The following is a 14,650-nucleotide window of genomic DNA, read 5'->3' on the forward strand; positions in this document are numbered from 1 at the left end:
GCTCCAAAGTCATTTTTGAACTTGTAACCCAGAATCAATGCTGGTATATAGAAAATAAGTGAATAAAATATTGTATAATGCAATCCATTGTCACCGTTTGACCAAGGATTTAACCCTAAAAATCTTAATAAACCATCTCCATAGGACTCTCGATTACCGAATGAAATGGAAAATAATATTCCAATTATAAATAGCAATAATGAAATCGAACCTAACCCAATTTTCTTATAATCTTTTTTCAAGATTAACCCCCCCATTCGAAAACTATTATTTACATTTACACCAATTCGGCACTCTCTTAATACTTCCTTCTTATTGAACTAAACTGCCCCGTTAGTTCAATAAGGTTTCCCCCCTATCAACAGCAAATACCTTTTGTTTATGGTCGTGCTAGATTATGTGGAATCCGCCATTTCCTTTTACAGAAAGTTACTCCTACTGACAATCATAATGTAATGCTAATTAACCTTCTTCCTATTTAAAATATTAATATAAATTACTAGAGGTATAGTTGATAATGAAATAAAAATTATAAAGAAATAAATAATATATGTCCCAATATATTCTACTGCTAATGGTAACGGGAAAATGACTATTCCTATAATTATCGAATAAATACCCATTACTTTACCTAATTTTTCTTTGTCCCCCCCGAACGTTTCGTCATTGTATCCAGCTATTAGAAATAATTTTTTCTTTACCCAAATTAGATATGCCATTAAGAACATTAATAAGCCAACAATACCGCATATTAGAACTGCAACATACAATTTCATCTTCCTCCACACCAGAAGTATTTTGATACTATTCTTATCATGAGTAATTCACATTGGCAAAACGCTTGGATAGAATATTCCAAGCATTTTCCATTTATTTTAGTATTTCGAGAAATTCTATTCTATGATTTTCATTCTTTATTCTTAATACGTCGTTTTTAGATGGTCTCATTACAAATACGTTTAATCCTTCGTGATTCCAAACAAGAAATCCATCATTAGTACCGTTTTCATATATAACAGTAACCTTATAGTCTTCTCGCTTTTCCATTTCATAATTGACATTCTTTTCGTGGTTTGCTCTGTTTAATAACTTTGAAGTCTTTATCGTAGAATTATCTTTAATAACTTTTCCTTCATTAAAATCATTTGTGCCTCTATCGAACTTTTGCACTTTAATGCTCTCAATATTTGAAAACCCATTAGAAAGTATTGCATAGCCACTACTGATTACGATCACTAATCCTATTAAAAGTAAAACCCATTTCTTCATCAAATCACCCCTTATAGTTTTTCTATGGTCACCGTTTTTCAACTAACCTGTCCCGTTAGTAGAATAAGAAAAAGACAGTTTAAGCAGCTCAGTGATCTTCAACTAGAGGCAAATCCCTTTTATCCTCAACAATCCAAAATAAATTGATAAAATCCCCAATAATAAAAGTGGTGTAATTAAAGGTTGAGTTAAATTCCCAATAGGTAATGGTGTAATCAAAGCTAAAGCATAACTCACAAGAAGGATAGCTATAAATACGCCAATATGAATTAGTAAAAAACGCTTAAACATGTTCTTATCTTTCCGATACAAAACTAATACAATGCTAGCTACTATAATAAATAAAGCTAAGAACATTACTTCCATAATCGATGTCCAAGTCCCTAAAAGGCTAATACTTTGAATATTTTCTTGGGTTAGGTTGATTTTCGATATCCAATAATCTGATTTATTTCGCCTATAACTTTCGAGCAAGATATAACACATATAAAATAAAAGCATTAGTGCAAGATAAAGATAAGTTATTAACTTATACTTCTTATGTAATACTTTGCCTACTTTCAGTCTCCAGCTTTGTTCCAACATACAGCCCTCTTTTCAATTACTGAACTTTTCAACATAAAAGAACTATTTCGATAAACTTCCATAAAATACCTCTTCGTTAGGCTAACCTGCTTCGTTAGTTGAATAATAAATAGGCTTTACCCCTTATTGAAGTAAAGCCGCCGTTTGTTTAAGTACATTTCTTCAAAAAATGAACTACCTCCCTCTAAAACCATTGCCAAAAACTTACTAAATCCCACTAAACCACCACCCAATAAGAATGAGACTCGCTCCCCCCCAAACTGTGGTTCCCACTATCCACCAAACTATGGATTTAGTTGAACTTTTCTTACTTTCCATATTTCTTATTATAAAAGTGAGCTTACTATCCATATTTTTTTTCATAGAAGCGAGAACAATAAATCCGATTATGATGAAACCAACAGTTATCCAAAGTAATAAATCCAATTTTTTAATACACCCCCTTTTTTGTGAATTACTTTCCTAACTTGCTGCGTAACTTAAGAACTTCCCTTCGCAATTTCTATTATATTTTAAACATAAATATCCAATTATCTTCGGAGAAAGTCTTCTTGTTGCTTTGGAATAAAGTTTGATTAAAAAGTACCACGAAAACCCATATTTTACGATAAATTAAAAGAATCCATTTTGAAAGAAATTGATCAAAATGGATTCTTTATCAGCAGATTTAAGTTTGGTTTTATAAAAAAGTTTGATCATTTCTGTCTGTGTTGTTCCACAATCGCGCCCTTTAATGGAATAACAAGGACTTGCGCTTTTGCTTACTTTAATATTCTCCTTTAATTACAAAAAACGAGCCCCGAATTGTTCCAGCTAGTTTAGACTTCTGCCTAGCAAACTTAAACTTCCCTTCCAACTCCTTTGGTACCTCCATCCCCTCAGAAAGCTTAAAACCAACGGCCCGCTTCTTAGGGCCATCAACTGTATACATGACGTTGACCACAAGGCCATCCTCATAAATGACGTAGGCAAATTTGATATTTTCCAGTTGAAAACGCGACGTTTCTAAAGGTTTGGCCGCAAACTCAATATCACGATCTTCTTTCAAAATTCGGTTCACATAATCAAGGGTCTCCTGGCTTTCGCTAGCTGGTACAACCGTAAATTCATGCTTGTATTTGTTCATAAAGTAACGGGCTTCATTAGCACGTAAACCAGCAAGCGCCTCTACTACAGGTGAAGATTCTAAACCAACCGTAGACACATTTTTAAAATCAACGATATAGGACATTTCCATCTCTCCTTTTATCTTTTTATTTCCTAACAACAGGAATCCACATTTCACCAAAAACTAAGCCGTTTCGCTGCCCCATCTCAACCGTTGCATTTGGCCCACCAACATAGGCAAAATTCTTTGCTTCTGGCAAGACTTGACCGAAGGCAAGGCCAGCAAGCTTATTATTCAATTCATCAGCCGTCTTACCTTCCCCATTAACAACTAGGTATTCCCCTTTAGGAAATTGGATTACTCTGGCTTCTTCTGGTGCCGATGCCTCTGTCATAACGCCAGCATAATGCATCATCTTGTTATTCACTGCTTCGTTCACGGCAAAAATGTAGTCATTTGTGGCTATGGCTTTTAAAGAGTCAAGCCTTCCATCTTGGCTGAAGGCTTGCCAAAAGTCTGACTTTTCCTTGTTTATGCCAGCAAAGTCTGTGTAATCGCTCTTAAGCTCAGTTCCAAAACCTAAAACGGTAAAGCTGTCTTTTTCTTCTAAGGTATAATCTGCCATATTCAAAACCTTCCTCTTTTTTATATTTATCAAATGAATTGTCTTCTTCACTTGATAGGTTTATGATAGCCTTAAATCATGTCAAAAAATGATACTGTTTAGGAGTCACGATGAAAAAAGTTGAACGGATTAATATCATCATGCGGTATATCAACAACCGCGCCCACTTTACAATTTCTGAAATCATGCGAGAATTTAACATCTCTCGTTCGACAGCTATTAGAGATATCAGAGAAATTGAGGCCATGGGGATGCCACTTGTCGCTGAAGTTGGAAGGGATGGGGGTTATTTTGTCATGCACAACTCTGTCCTGCCCGCTGTTCGCTTTACCGATAATGAGGTCAAAGCTCTTTTTATTGCCTTTATGGCCACAAGAAATCAACAACTTCCCTATCTAAAGAGTCGTCAGTCTTTAGCTGAAAAATTACTAGGCCTCATCTCAGAAAACCAGCAAAATGACCTTGTTCTTTTAAATCAAATCTTGCTTTTTGAAGGGACCAACCCCAATAATCCCGACCTACTTGATCTTTCAGACCTCCCCCATCCCATGTTAGAAAAACTCATCCAAATCCTTCTTTTGGATAGCTATTTATTGATTAACATCAAAGAAGAGAAGGTAATAAAGTCTTATCCAATTTATCTCTTGCACCTTTATCATGAAAAAAGCCTTTGGCTGATTGAAGGCTTTGACTTAAAGGAAGAAAAGAAGCAGATTTTTCCTGTCGAGCATCTCACCAATGTCAAACCCTACCCAACGAAAAAAAGATTAAGTAAGAAAAAGATTTTAGAAAAACTAAGTAAGCAGGAAGAAGTAATCAACCTTGTCCTTGAACTTGGTCCAAAAGCGATTGCCCAGTTCAAAAAATACCATCCTTTAAAAGTTTCAATTTCCTATACGAATCCTTACCAAACCACAGCTATTCTAAAGACTTTTATCAATGTTAATAAGACCGAAGAATTGACCGAAATAACAAATTGGCTACTTTTCCTAGGTGGGGATATCAAGGTCAGGGAAGTGCCAGAAGAAGTCTTGGAAGGTTTACAGGAGAGATTATGCTTATACTGCCCATAAAATGTATCAATCAAGGAAACAGCGTTACTGCATGGTGAGTTTTTTGACATTGAAGCAAAAAGACGATCGTTGGAAAACCTAACTATAGTCTTTAGTTGTCCTTATTCAACTAAAGCATCCGTTAGTTGAATATGAACAGAGACACTTCTTAAACATTCGCGCCCGTTTGCAGAATCACCGTATACAAATTATCCCCCAAATCCAAATAAAACCATAAGCAACAGTGGTAAAGCTAGTTTAATAACAAGAAGAATTATTACTAAAAATCCTATATATTTGAGAATTCCCTTCTCCTTTGTCTTAAAGGCACAAATGCCCGAGATAATACCGCCTACCATAAKGATAATTCCAGAGAAAAAAAGTATCCCAATAACGATTTTTTCTATAAAAGTCGGATTTTCAGATATAAAATAGCTAACTCCAAATGCAATTACTCCTATAATACTTAAAGCAAGTGACCATTTACTCTTCTTTTGTGTAGCCAATAATTTCCCTCCTCATACCCCGATTGTTGAAAACAAGTTATACAACACTGTTCAACTAACCTGGCCCCTTTACTTTAATACGTTTGAAACGAATAAAAGCTCCAACTTTAAATAAATTTTCCATATATATAATTATCAAAGAGACGGAAAAGGTAAGATCTTTTTCCGTCTCTTTTAATGATATTTAATAAGGACCTAATGAAAGGTCCTTTTGTTGTGTTCATATTCAAGCGTTCATCTAAAACTAACTCAACACTGTAGCAGTTAAACCACAGATTACCATAACAACTGCTAACATAATATACCTCGAGAAATTCTTCTTCCATTTTTGCACAAAGTTCTCTTGCTTATTTTTTGCTTTATCAAATTCTTTCTTGAACTTAAATAGTTGTATTAGTAAAAAAATACCTTAACAAATTGCGATTAGACCAAAAAACACTCTTAACAATTCCATAAACTTTTTTCACTACCATTTCCGTGATGAGTCCATCATATGTACAACTATATTTAAAAAAGTTTCATTTAGCATTGGCAAATTATCCTTTGTTCTCTTTTTAACTATGTTTAATTAGAATACTTAACAGAATTCCAGAAAATCTACGGTTACACTATGCAATTAAAGTTAACTGGAATTAGTTATCTACATTAGTGGTGATTTCATTTTTCATTAAAGCAGCTTCATTTTCACTAATCTCTCCAATTTTCACTTTTTCATCAATTAAGTCATTAAGAGCTTTATTAAAATTCGCTTCAGATTCTAATCGATCTTTTTCCCTCTCCAACCACTCAATAGAAGTACGTCGTTTTAAAATTACATTTTCAACAAAGTGATTAAATTTCTCCTGTGCTTCGGAACGTAAATGAACAGAAAATAGGATTATATTATATGGCCACTCATGATTTTTTTTATAAGAGGAATCAAAAAATAGGGTTTTCTCGTCCTCTGAATAATCATCGAAGTATATATCCCACTCTCCCTGGTCATTTTTATATCCAATTGCCTCGATACCCTCATCTTCATTGTCTTCAAGGTAATAGCTAATATGCCAATGGCGCCCTTTCAAATGCTCCTTTATTTCTTCAGAATCAAGACTAGTAGCAGTTTCTATATCAATTATTTCCATCCCTTCTAGTAGGTCTTTGTTTTGAATAGGTAATGGCTTTGGAAGGTCTTCATTGTCATATAAGATTCCAGCTAAAGAAAAGGCAAGTTGCTTTTGGGCTTCTTTTATCGCTTCAAGTCTGGTTGTTCCTACTGCTAATGGATATTCCCAGCCATCTTCAGGAAATAGATTAGGAAAATATATACCAAAATCCCCTTCTTTGTGTTGTTTAATACATGCTTGATAGACTAGTTTTTTGTATTCCATTCTTACAATGTCCTCTTCTCCATAAGTATTTTTCGAGTTTTAATCCAATATCTATGTAAAAATCATTAATTAGTAGATTCAGATTGTATCTAAAATCTCTTTAGCGATTTCATTAAGTTCTTCGTACAGTTCACTTTCTGTAGGTGCCTCGGCAACTCTGGTTAGATACTCTTTAAATTGCCTTCTAGACTCTAAAGTCAAGTAGTTGACTAAATGATTTAATATAAAATACTTCCAACTATCATCATCTGATGATGTTAATACATCTTGCACATGGGGAACAATTTCTTCTGGAAAGGTCAATAGTAGTTCCAATACGCCTCGTGCCACTGGCCAATTCATATCTTGGATCCATTCGAGAAGACCAGGCAACAATGGTAATACTTGAGCTCTATCCATTTTTTTGATCATTTCAACTCTTTCATCATCAGTTTTATGTCGTGGCAGAAGATCTTTAAAGCTTCCCAGATGTATCACTCCATTTCAATTGTAAGCATGACGCTAATATCTGTTGAGTCAACCATTATTCCAGAGCTTAATCACTGATTATATCTGCTTGAATTCTTTTAGCTATATAGTCCACCCTCTTCATAATTATTGTCCGAAGATGAGCATGCAAAGTAAAAGTAAAATTAGTTTAGTAGCTTGTTAGCCCCAGTATGAATATTAGAACTGTAAGATCATAAACAGAACGCCTATTCCAAAGCTTGAAAGATAGACCCAACTTTTTTCTTTATGCAAATAAGTTTCTAATCCTTCGATAATGAAACTCACTCCTACTAAAATGAATGATAGAAGAACATAAAAGCTTTCAAAATTATTGATGATCCCCATTAACAGAACAAATCCGATTAGCATTACTATCAGGACATTAATGAATATAAATGGTTTTGTGCTTTTATATTTTCTCTTCTCAAAAAACAATCCCATTTAAAAACACATCCTTAATTTTTTTTTCAATCTATATCTCCAAGCTACCCCATTGATAGATTGGAGATAGTATCAAACTCAATATTATCAGAGTGGACCATTGCCATCTCCGGTAATAATATTCAGGTGTTAACCAAGGGTATTGTTTTAGCTAAAACAATACCCGAAGAGTAAAATGACGAATAGTGTTCACTCCCCTTCCTAGGGTCATTTCGCAAACCAATATTTTACGACAGACAAAAAGAAGCCATTTTGAAAAAAGATTGATCAAAATGACTTCTAAATTTGTTATAAGTTATTTCKTTTTTTATAAAAAAGTTTGAGCTTTTTTTAGTGGTCCTTATTCAACTAAAGCACCCGTTAGTTCATTAAGGATCAATTTACTTTCTTTTTCCAATACATTAAATCAGAAAATGCCAATCCAATTGATACACCCAAAGGAGTACCTAAATCCCAAACATCCATTTCCGAACGTCTGAAAAAATAAGAAAGAAGATAGTGCAATGCACTTAAAGAAATAAACCAAATAATAAACGTAAAAAACCTTTTTCTTATTTGAATACAATTTAATTTCCTTGTATTCGCAATAACTAAAAAGATGAAGAACAAACCATATAGAAGAAGATAAATTACATGTCCTATAATAAATTTAAGAGATAGCGAAGTATCAATATCCTTATATATTATTAATATCGTAAGTATGGTTCCTGTCAAAAAAGCAGTAAACAAAATTAAATTTAACGACATATATTTCTTCATCTTTACCCCTTACCTTTAAAGTCTAGATACTGTTTGATTGTCTCAAAATATCAGAACTTATGTATTGGTAACTAATTCCTTGTTCAACTAACCTTCCCCGTTAGTTCAATAAGGAGCGTACTAATAACGGGGAAGGTTAATTAGAAAGGAAAATCAACACGTGTCTTTTTACCGAGCCTTTCGAAAGTGAGTGTATGAGTTGAAATACCCCCCGCATTAGGAGGTAATTGCACCCTGATTTTTTTGTATTAGAAACACATAACATTACTAGCGTTTTTATAATTATCTAGAGAATGTGTTGCTCAGATACGCGACAATTAATATTAGCTATTTACTTCCTTTATCTCATAACTTTTGCCATTCTTAATCGATCACTAATTAATAAGTTCAACATCAAGAAAATGAAAATAAGAACATACGATGCAGCAGCGATAATCAATATTGTTTCGTCCTTTAAATTTGAAAAACGGTAAAAATAATCAGGTATGAACAATAACGTTGGTATCCAAATGGCTGACAATGTCTTACCCCAAAAGGCTAACAAGATAAAAACTGCCACGCAAATTACTATAATGCCCACGGTTACTATAGGGCCAGCTTTGTAGAAAGGTTCTACTAGAAAGTTACTTCCTAACAAAAGAAGGATGAATAATGCAGTAACACTTGAACTGGCAATCGTTCCAATAAAGAAGAGTTTCTTTGTTGAATATTGATTTTTTCCAGCTTTTTGGAGCAAAAAAACATAAATGAGTAGTCCAATTACTGAAATTATTGGAAACCCTATTAATTGAACAATGTTCAATTCAAATTCACCCCTAATTGCAGGTCCCATAATAAAATAAGCAATAATCCCTAAAAAGTATATCGGAATGTTTTTCACTATACTTATATAATCTGTTTTCATCTCAAGCTTGATGGAGTCCATATAAGCTTCAGGAGTACCCCCGACTATTTCATCTATATTCTTTCCACGCTTTTCAGATTCAATTAAATGATCACGCAATTCTTCTGTTACTTCTTTCACTTCATTTTCATTTTTCCCTGAAGTGAGTAAGTACATTCGAAGGTTATCAATGAAATTCACACTTTTTGTTGTTAGCATTTATTCCGCTCCTTTGTTTATGTCATTATCAAATAAAGCATGCACTGCCTGTGAAAGTTCTTTCCACCTTGCTTGGTAATCAGCTAGTTCATCTTTCCCTGCTTCGGTGATTGTATAATATTTTCGGTTCGGTCCATTTGGTGAAGCTTTCATTACTGTTGTGACCAGATTTTCTTTCTGCATCCTCATTAAAACAGGATAAATACTCCCTTCACTGACCATATTGAAACCAAAATCTTCTAATTTCTCGATCATTTCATATCCATACGTCTCTCCGCGTTTGATAATCGCCAACAAACAACCTTCCAAGATTCCTTTCAACATTTGGGTGGACGTAGCCAATAAACTCACTGCCTTTCATTAAATGATGCAAAGAAAACAAGTAACTTGTAATACACTATAGCTAATAAAATGTAATAAATCAACTACTTTGCATTACAAGATAGCGATTTATTGCTCCTTGGTGGATTAACGCACTCGTTCTGCCATGAAAGGCAACCAAATGTTCAACTAAAGCACCAGTTAGCTACGAGTTTATTTTGTGTGGGTGTTTCGGCCAAATACTTAATATTCTCTGCTATAATAATACACATATATTTGAAGTTAGATTTGAACAGAGGTGAATCAATATGTATTGGACTCCATTATTTGAAAACGATGTACCAGTAGTACTCTTCTGCTCTTAATGGAGTGAAGGTGACTACATCTCTCCGTTAGGTACAATTTCGACCTAAACAAAAGACGGAGGGTACGAAAAATGAAAAACAATACCTTATTAGGTTCATTATATTTAGTTTTAGCATCAAGTATTTGGGGCGGTATGTACGTTGTTGTTAAAGTCGTGGTATCTGTCATACCTCCACTCGAACTTGTGTGGATGCGATATTTAGTGGCAATTGTTGCACTTCTCGTTATCGGCTTCATAACACGACAAAACTGGCGAATTGAGAAACGTCATTTCTTATTAATCGTAGCTATTGGGGTCATTGGTAATGCGATTTCAATTGTTGCTCAGGAAACTGGTACAATGCTATCCACAGCACAAATGGGAGCCATTATAACTTCTTCAACACCAGCATTTATGGTTATTTTTGCTCGCTTAATCCTTAAAGAACGTTTGACTTTAAAAAAGGGAATCTCCGTTTGTTTAGCAACAATTGGAGTACTACTCATTGTTGGAATTGGTAATATGAGTATGTCCAGTACACTTGGTGGTATTTGGCTTCTTATTGCTGCTTTAACATGGGCACTCATGTCTGTACTTGTAAAAAAGTTGCCGAGTGATTATTCACAAATTGTAGTAACGACCTATTCTATATTGGTTGCGCTAATTGTATTGACCCCTTTTGTTCTGCCTCGGTTACACGAAGTAAATATCTCTGAACTGACTCACCCGACTATTTGGGGAGGACTTTTGTATTTGGGTGTTATCTCAACAGCAGTTGGATTYTTACTTTGGAATCGTGGATTGCAAATGCTTAACGCCTCAAATGGCGGRTTATTTTTCTTCTTTCAGCCCGTGGTTGGAACATTACTTGGATGGCTTATTTTAGGCGAGAACATAGGTGTAACGTTTTGGATAGGATCTATCCTAATTCTCACTGGTGTTTTATTCGTTATTAACGAGAAAAATTAGTATTGCAAAACCCCTTCAACCTTATTTGAAGGGGTTTTGCTTGTTAGAAACTAATCTTCCTTATTGATTCAGTTCCTGCCCCCTTAAATGTCCTAGTGACAGGGTTCTTACATAGACCGCAAAGCACCATGATGTCAATGATTCTCCTAATTCGAATACTCTTCTTTTATGATTTAAATGTGATGAATTATAGTATTTCTATATAACCTTCTGTTCCATTTACTCGAATACGTTGCCCATCTTTTATTAGATTGGTAGCATTTCCCACCCCAACAATTGCTGGTAAGCCATATTCACGTGCGATAACTGCTCCATGGGTCATCAGTCCACCAACTTCGGTCACTAGGCCTTTTATGGATACAAACAATGGTGTCCAGCTTGGGTCAGTAAAGGAGGTGACTAATATATCTCCATCTTCTAGATCAGCATCTTCCATGTTTAAGATGACACGTGCTCGTCCCTCTATAGCTCCGGAAGAAACAGGTAGACCTACAATAGCTTCGGCTGGGAGATTTTCTCGTTTGTACTCACCTACAATGATTTCACCATCAGACTTAATAACACGTGGTGGAGTTAGTTTTTCATATAATTTGTACTCGTCTTTTCGTTTGCTGATGATCTGGTAATCTAGTTTATTTGTGCGAACGACTTCGTGAAGTTCTTCAATAGTGAGATAGTATATATCTTCTTTTTCATGAATAACGATGGCTTGTACGAGTTGTTCGGCTTCTTTCAGTAAAGCCTGCTTATAAACAAAGTAGCGATTAACCATGCCGTATTTTGGATATTCCCTATAACCGATGAAATTCCGGATTAGGTCGATCATTCGTTTTGTTTCTTTGGCTTTTTGTTCACCATCCGGTAATTGCTTCAATCGATCTAATAACTCTTGTTCTTTTTTCAAAGCTTCCTGTCGCCCTTGCTCAAATTTTCGATTGCTAGCATTAGGCTCAAAGTTTTTGATGTTATTGAGAATCATGGGGACAAGTGTAGTTGGTTTTTCGTTCCAACGAGTTTTAGTAATATCGATTTCTCCGGTACATCGCATTCCGTATTTGCTGAGATAATCATAGATAGCGTCTTTGGTTTCCTGTCCACCATTAAACTTAACCAGTTCGTCCAAAAAGTTATCATCTTTTACATGTTGTAGATAATCAATTACTTCTGGATAAGGACGAATCACATCTGCGACATCCAATAGCGCCAGACCCATTTCCGAAGTAATATTGTTTGGTACAGATTGAGAAAGCGTATCTGCTACGTTTTTTTCACCTAACCACTTGTTCATATTTGCATTAATCCATGATGAAGCATCCATAGCAGCCATAATCACACCCAAACTTTGTGGGTCAAATAAAATCTTCTTTAATTGCTGGATATCTTCTAGAATAAAATCAAATAAATCGGATCCTGATTTCGTTTGGATGATTTGTTTTAACTCTTCTATCGATGTTTGACTACTCTTAATCAAATCAGAAACGATTGTCGGATCGTTTTCGATTTGTGCTTGAAAACCCGCAGACGACATACCTTTATTGCTTTTACTGGGACTCAGTTCTTTTTTATCATTTGGTAACGATTTAATAAAATCTCCTCGCTCTATTATGGTAATAAGTGCGTCTTTTATGAGCGGATCGGATTGTCCCAGGGTATCTAATAAAATTTCTCTGCTAACAGGTGAAGCTAGTTTATGTGTGATATCAACAAACAACCTCCCACCAGCTTTAAACCTTGGTCCAAAAGATGTTAACTGGAATATAGACATTCCTAATGGTTTCAAGGGGTCGGTCATCATTTGTTGATGACCGACAGATACGTAAACGTGATTTTCTTGATCATTTGCTTCAGGGATCGGGTATAAAGTAGTGATTGGCCGACTCTGGACAATATAAAATGTATCATCAACCAGACACCATTCGATATCTTGTGGGCAACCAAAATAAGCTTCAATCTCTCTGCCTATGCGTGCGAGCTGTAAAATTTGTTGTTCAGTAAGTGTTTGCGTCTTTTGCTGATCAGGATCAATCTGCTGTGTCTCTGTTCCGCCTTCCTTTAGTCCATAGATAGCCAATTTTTTGTTTGCTATCATCTTATCTACGATTTTATCTTCTTGCACCTTATAGCAATCCGCAGATACCAAGCCGGAGACAAGGGCCTCCCCTAGTCCAAAACTGGCATCGATTGATAGCAACTTCCGATTGGAAGTAACGGGATCTGCAGTAAATAAAATTCCAGAAGCCTGTGGGAACACCATCTGTTGGACAACAACGGATAAATACACTTGGTTGTGGTCAAAACCGTTTTGTATGCGGTAAACCACTGCACGATCCGTAAATAGAGAAGCCCAGCATTTTCGGATGTGCCGCAAAATGGCTTCTTTACCGGTGATATTTAAATAGGTGTCATGCTGGCCGGCAAAAGAAGCATATGGCAAATCTTCAGCCGTGGCACTGGAACGCACGGCATAAGCTTGCTCATAGCCAAAAGTTAAGAGACATCGATCGATATCTTCTTCGATCTCCTTCTCCATTTCGATTCCCTCGATCAGCTCACGAATCTTCCTGCTAATCTGGCTAATTTTTTCCCGTTCGTCCACTTTTAGAACAGCCAATTGATCCAGTAGTTGATGAAGCTTCTCATTTTTTCCTATGACTCTTTTATATGCCTCAGTGGTAACACAAAATCCCTTTGGAACAAGTATTCCTTCAATCCTCGAACATTCGCCCAAATTCATCCCTTTGCCACCGACCACCGTTTGTTTCGTTTTATCAATCTCCCGAAACTCTAGTACATATCGTTTCATTTCTTTCCCTCCCATATATCGCTCAATACCAAGACGAATCATATGACAAAAATTGTTCATCTGATCAACCAATTACGCTGTACACTCGTTCCTGCTCCTGGCGAAGTTCCATGTTCATAGGTTGGGCCTGGTTCCAATGACGACTGTAGCGTCAAGTTCGTCGTAATATGCCACCTGTGTTATTAGCCCGTTTTGAGCAAAAATCTCGACGGTCAACTGTGCCTGTCGCTCGCTAGTCTCAACCAGCAGATGACCGCCCGGTGCAAGCCAGAGTGTTGCCTCAGCAGCCACTCGCCGCTGGACGTCAAGCCCGTCCGCCCCCCCGTCGAGTGCCACCCGCGCCTCATGTATGCGGGCCTCCAGGGGTAACAGCACGATTGCTTCGGTAGGGACGTAGGGTGCGTTTGCGACCAGTACATTGACACGGCCCCGTAATGTGGCTGGCAGCGGCTCATAGAGGTCTCCTTCATACACGTGACCCTCGACGGAAGTTACGTTTCGGCGGGCGCACCGCACCGCGGCTGGATCAATGTCGGCGGCGTACAACTCGATTCCTTCCACAGCTACGGCCAGCGCTAAGCCCACCGCACCTGTGCCGCAGCACAGGTCAACTACAATGGCGCCTTGTGTTACGAGAGCTGCTGCTTGACGGACTAAAAACTCAGTGCGACGGCGGGGTACGAATACTCCAGAGTCCACCGCTATCCGGATACCGCAGAATTCAGCCCACCCTAAGACGTATTCAAGGGGCAAGCCGTTTATTCGTCGTTCCACCATGGTGGCAAATTCAGCCGGCGTCCTTGCCTCAGAGAAAAACAACCGTGCCTCATCTTCTGCGAATACACAACCAGCTGTCCGAAGCCTGGTTATTATACTTATTTTTGTTTCGTCGTCCATATAAAAAT

At 36.6% G+C, this 14,650-nt stretch carries 17 protein-coding genes and 1 pseudogene; 2 read left to right on the forward strand and 16 right to left on the reverse strand.

Features of this window, described 5'->3' with window-relative positions; translation table 11 throughout:
• The 7 genes and pseudogenes from AC1DSL_RS06545 to AC1DSL_RS06575 all read right to left on the reverse strand — a co-directional run.
• A pseudogene (locus AC1DSL_RS06545) lies at nt 1–242 on the reverse strand (hypothetical protein); the annotation flags it as partial.
• Nucleotides 243–458: 216 nt separating this feature from the next.
• Entirely contained in the window at nt 459–770 is a 312-nt protein-coding gene (locus AC1DSL_RS06550; RefSeq protein WP_477531622.1) for a DUF3784 domain-containing protein, read from the reverse strand.
• 100 nt (nt 771–870) lie between these two features.
• Complete coding sequence (locus AC1DSL_RS06555; protein WP_477531623.1) at nt 871–1,269, reverse strand: hypothetical protein; 399 nt, start codon at nt 1,267–1,269, stop codon at nt 871–873.
• A gap of 102 nt (nt 1,270–1,371) precedes the next feature.
• Complete coding sequence (locus AC1DSL_RS06560) at nt 1,372–1,854, reverse strand: hypothetical protein (protein WP_477531624.1); 483 nt, start codon at nt 1,852–1,854, stop codon at nt 1,372–1,374.
• A gap of 207 nt (nt 1,855–2,061) precedes the next feature.
• Complete coding sequence (locus AC1DSL_RS06565) at nt 2,062–2,280, reverse strand: hypothetical protein (protein ID WP_016427953.1); 219 nt, start codon at nt 2,278–2,280, stop codon at nt 2,062–2,064.
• 340 nt (nt 2,281–2,620) lie between these two features.
• The gene (locus tag AC1DSL_RS06570) at nt 2,621–3,085 is read right to left on the reverse strand and encodes a phage tail protein (RefSeq protein WP_477531625.1); all 465 of its coding nucleotides are present in this window, start codon (nt 3,083–3,085) and stop codon (nt 2,621–2,623) included.
• Between the two features lie 22 nt (nt 3,086–3,107).
• Complete coding sequence (locus AC1DSL_RS06575; protein ID WP_036659425.1) at nt 3,108–3,587, reverse strand: GyrI-like domain-containing protein; 480 nt, start codon at nt 3,585–3,587, stop codon at nt 3,108–3,110.
• 110 nt (nt 3,588–3,697) lie between these two features.
• Here AC1DSL_RS06575 and AC1DSL_RS06580 point away from each other — a divergent pair, with 110 nt between their 5' ends.
• Nucleotides 3,698–4,660 carry a helix-turn-helix transcriptional regulator gene (locus AC1DSL_RS06580; protein WP_477531626.1) on the forward strand — a complete coding sequence of 321 codons (963 nt, stop codon included), beginning with the start codon at nt 3,698–3,700 and terminating at the stop codon, nt 4,658–4,660.
• 188 nt (nt 4,661–4,848) lie between these two features.
• Here AC1DSL_RS06580 and AC1DSL_RS06585 read toward each other — a convergent pair whose 3' ends face one another.
• The 7 genes from AC1DSL_RS06585 to AC1DSL_RS06615 all read right to left on the reverse strand — a co-directional run bounded on the left by AC1DSL_RS06585 (nt 4,849) and on the right by AC1DSL_RS06615 (nt 9,630).
• The gene (locus tag AC1DSL_RS06585; protein ID WP_477531627.1) at nt 4,849–5,145 is read right to left on the reverse strand and encodes a hypothetical protein; all 297 of its coding nucleotides are present in this window, start codon (nt 5,143–5,145) and stop codon (nt 4,849–4,851) included.
• Between the two features lie 632 nt (nt 5,146–5,777).
• Entirely contained in the window at nt 5,778–6,515 is a 738-nt protein-coding gene (locus tag AC1DSL_RS06590; protein ID WP_477531628.1) for a type II toxin-antitoxin system HicB family antitoxin, read from the reverse strand.
• A gap of 78 nt (nt 6,516–6,593) precedes the next feature.
• Nucleotides 6,594–6,992: a DUF5071 domain-containing protein gene (locus AC1DSL_RS06595; RefSeq protein ID WP_477531629.1), complete on the reverse strand. Its 399-nt coding sequence runs from the start codon at nt 6,990–6,992 to the stop codon at nt 6,594–6,596.
• Nucleotides 6,993–7,181: 189 nt separating this feature from the next.
• Nucleotides 7,182–7,445 (reverse strand): hypothetical protein, encoded by a 264-nt coding sequence (locus AC1DSL_RS06600; protein WP_477531630.1) that lies wholly within the window; start codon nt 7,443–7,445, stop codon nt 7,182–7,184.
• Nucleotides 7,446–7,820: 375 nt separating this feature from the next.
• On the reverse strand, nt 7,821–8,204 hold the full coding sequence (locus tag AC1DSL_RS06605; RefSeq protein ID WP_477531631.1) for a hypothetical protein: 384 nt from the start codon (nt 8,202–8,204) through the stop codon (nt 7,821–7,823).
• Between the two features lie 340 nt (nt 8,205–8,544).
• Nucleotides 8,545–9,306, reverse strand: a complete 762-nt coding sequence (locus tag AC1DSL_RS06610; protein ID WP_477531632.1) for an HAAS domain-containing protein — start codon at nt 9,304–9,306, stop codon at nt 8,545–8,547.
• Complete coding sequence (locus tag AC1DSL_RS06615; RefSeq protein WP_477531661.1) at nt 9,307–9,630, reverse strand: PadR family transcriptional regulator; 324 nt, start codon at nt 9,628–9,630, stop codon at nt 9,307–9,309.
• Nucleotides 9,631–10,063: 433 nt separating this feature from the next.
• Here AC1DSL_RS06615 and AC1DSL_RS06620 point away from each other — a divergent pair, with 433 nt between their 5' ends.
• Nucleotides 10,064–10,942: a DMT family transporter gene (locus AC1DSL_RS06620; RefSeq protein WP_477531633.1), complete on the forward strand. Its 879-nt coding sequence runs from the start codon at nt 10,064–10,066 to the stop codon at nt 10,940–10,942.
• Nucleotides 10,943–11,129: 187 nt separating this feature from the next.
• Here AC1DSL_RS06620 and ppsA read toward each other — a convergent pair whose 3' ends face one another.
• Together ppsA and AC1DSL_RS06630 are read right to left on the reverse strand one after the other, a co-directional pair.
• On the reverse strand, nt 11,130–13,745 hold the full coding sequence (ppsA, locus tag AC1DSL_RS06625) for a phosphoenolpyruvate synthase (protein WP_477531634.1): 2,616 nt from the start codon (nt 13,743–13,745) through the stop codon (nt 11,130–11,132).
• Between the two features lie 114 nt (nt 13,746–13,859).
• The gene (locus AC1DSL_RS06630) at nt 13,860–14,642 is read right to left on the reverse strand and encodes a putative protein N(5)-glutamine methyltransferase (protein ID WP_477531635.1); all 783 of its coding nucleotides are present in this window, start codon (nt 14,640–14,642) and stop codon (nt 13,860–13,862) included.
• Nucleotides 14,643–14,650 lie beyond the last annotated feature (8 nt).

Source organism: Paenisporosarcina sp. P4_D4, from assembly GCF_056401835.1.

Coding starts and splice junctions, on each gene's coding strand:
- AC1DSL_RS06555 (WP_477531623.1), bottom strand. CDS start 1,269: ATGAAGAAATGGGTTTTACTTTTAATAGGATTAGTGATCGTAATCAGT.
- AC1DSL_RS06560 (WP_477531624.1), bottom strand. CDS start 1,854: ATGTTGGAACAAAGCTGGAGACTGAAAGTAGGCAAAGTATTACATAAG.
- AC1DSL_RS06570 (WP_477531625.1), bottom strand. CDS start 3,085: ATGTCCTATATCGTTGATTTTAAAAATGTGTCTACGGTTGGTTTAGAA.
- AC1DSL_RS06575 (WP_036659425.1), bottom strand. CDS start 3,587: ATGGCAGATTATACCTTAGAAGAAAAAGACAGCTTTACCGTTTTAGGT.
- AC1DSL_RS06580 (WP_477531626.1), top strand. CDS start 3,698: ATGAAAAAAGTTGAACGGATTAATATCATCATGCGGTATATCAACAAC.
- AC1DSL_RS06590 (WP_477531628.1), bottom strand. CDS start 6,515: ATGGAATACAAAAAACTAGTCTATCAAGCATGTATTAAACAACACAAA.
- AC1DSL_RS06600 (WP_477531630.1), bottom strand. CDS start 7,445: ATGGGATTGTTTTTTGAGAAGAGAAAATATAAAAGCACAAAACCATTT.
- AC1DSL_RS06605 (WP_477531631.1), bottom strand. CDS start 8,204: ATGAAGAAATATATGTCGTTAAATTTAATTTTGTTTACTGCTTTTTTG.
- AC1DSL_RS06610 (WP_477531632.1), bottom strand. CDS start 9,306: ATGCTAACAACAAAAAGTGTGAATTTCATTGATAACCTTCGAATGTAC.
- AC1DSL_RS06615 (WP_477531661.1), bottom strand. CDS start 9,630: ATGTTGAAAGGAATCTTGGAAGGTTGTTTGTTGGCGATTATCAAACGC.
- ppsA (WP_477531634.1), bottom strand. CDS start 13,745: ATGAAACGATATGTACTAGAGTTTCGGGAGATTGATAAAACGAAACAA.
- AC1DSL_RS06630 (WP_477531635.1), bottom strand. CDS start 14,642: ATGGACGACGAAACAAAAATAAGTATAATAACCAGGCTTCGGACAGCT.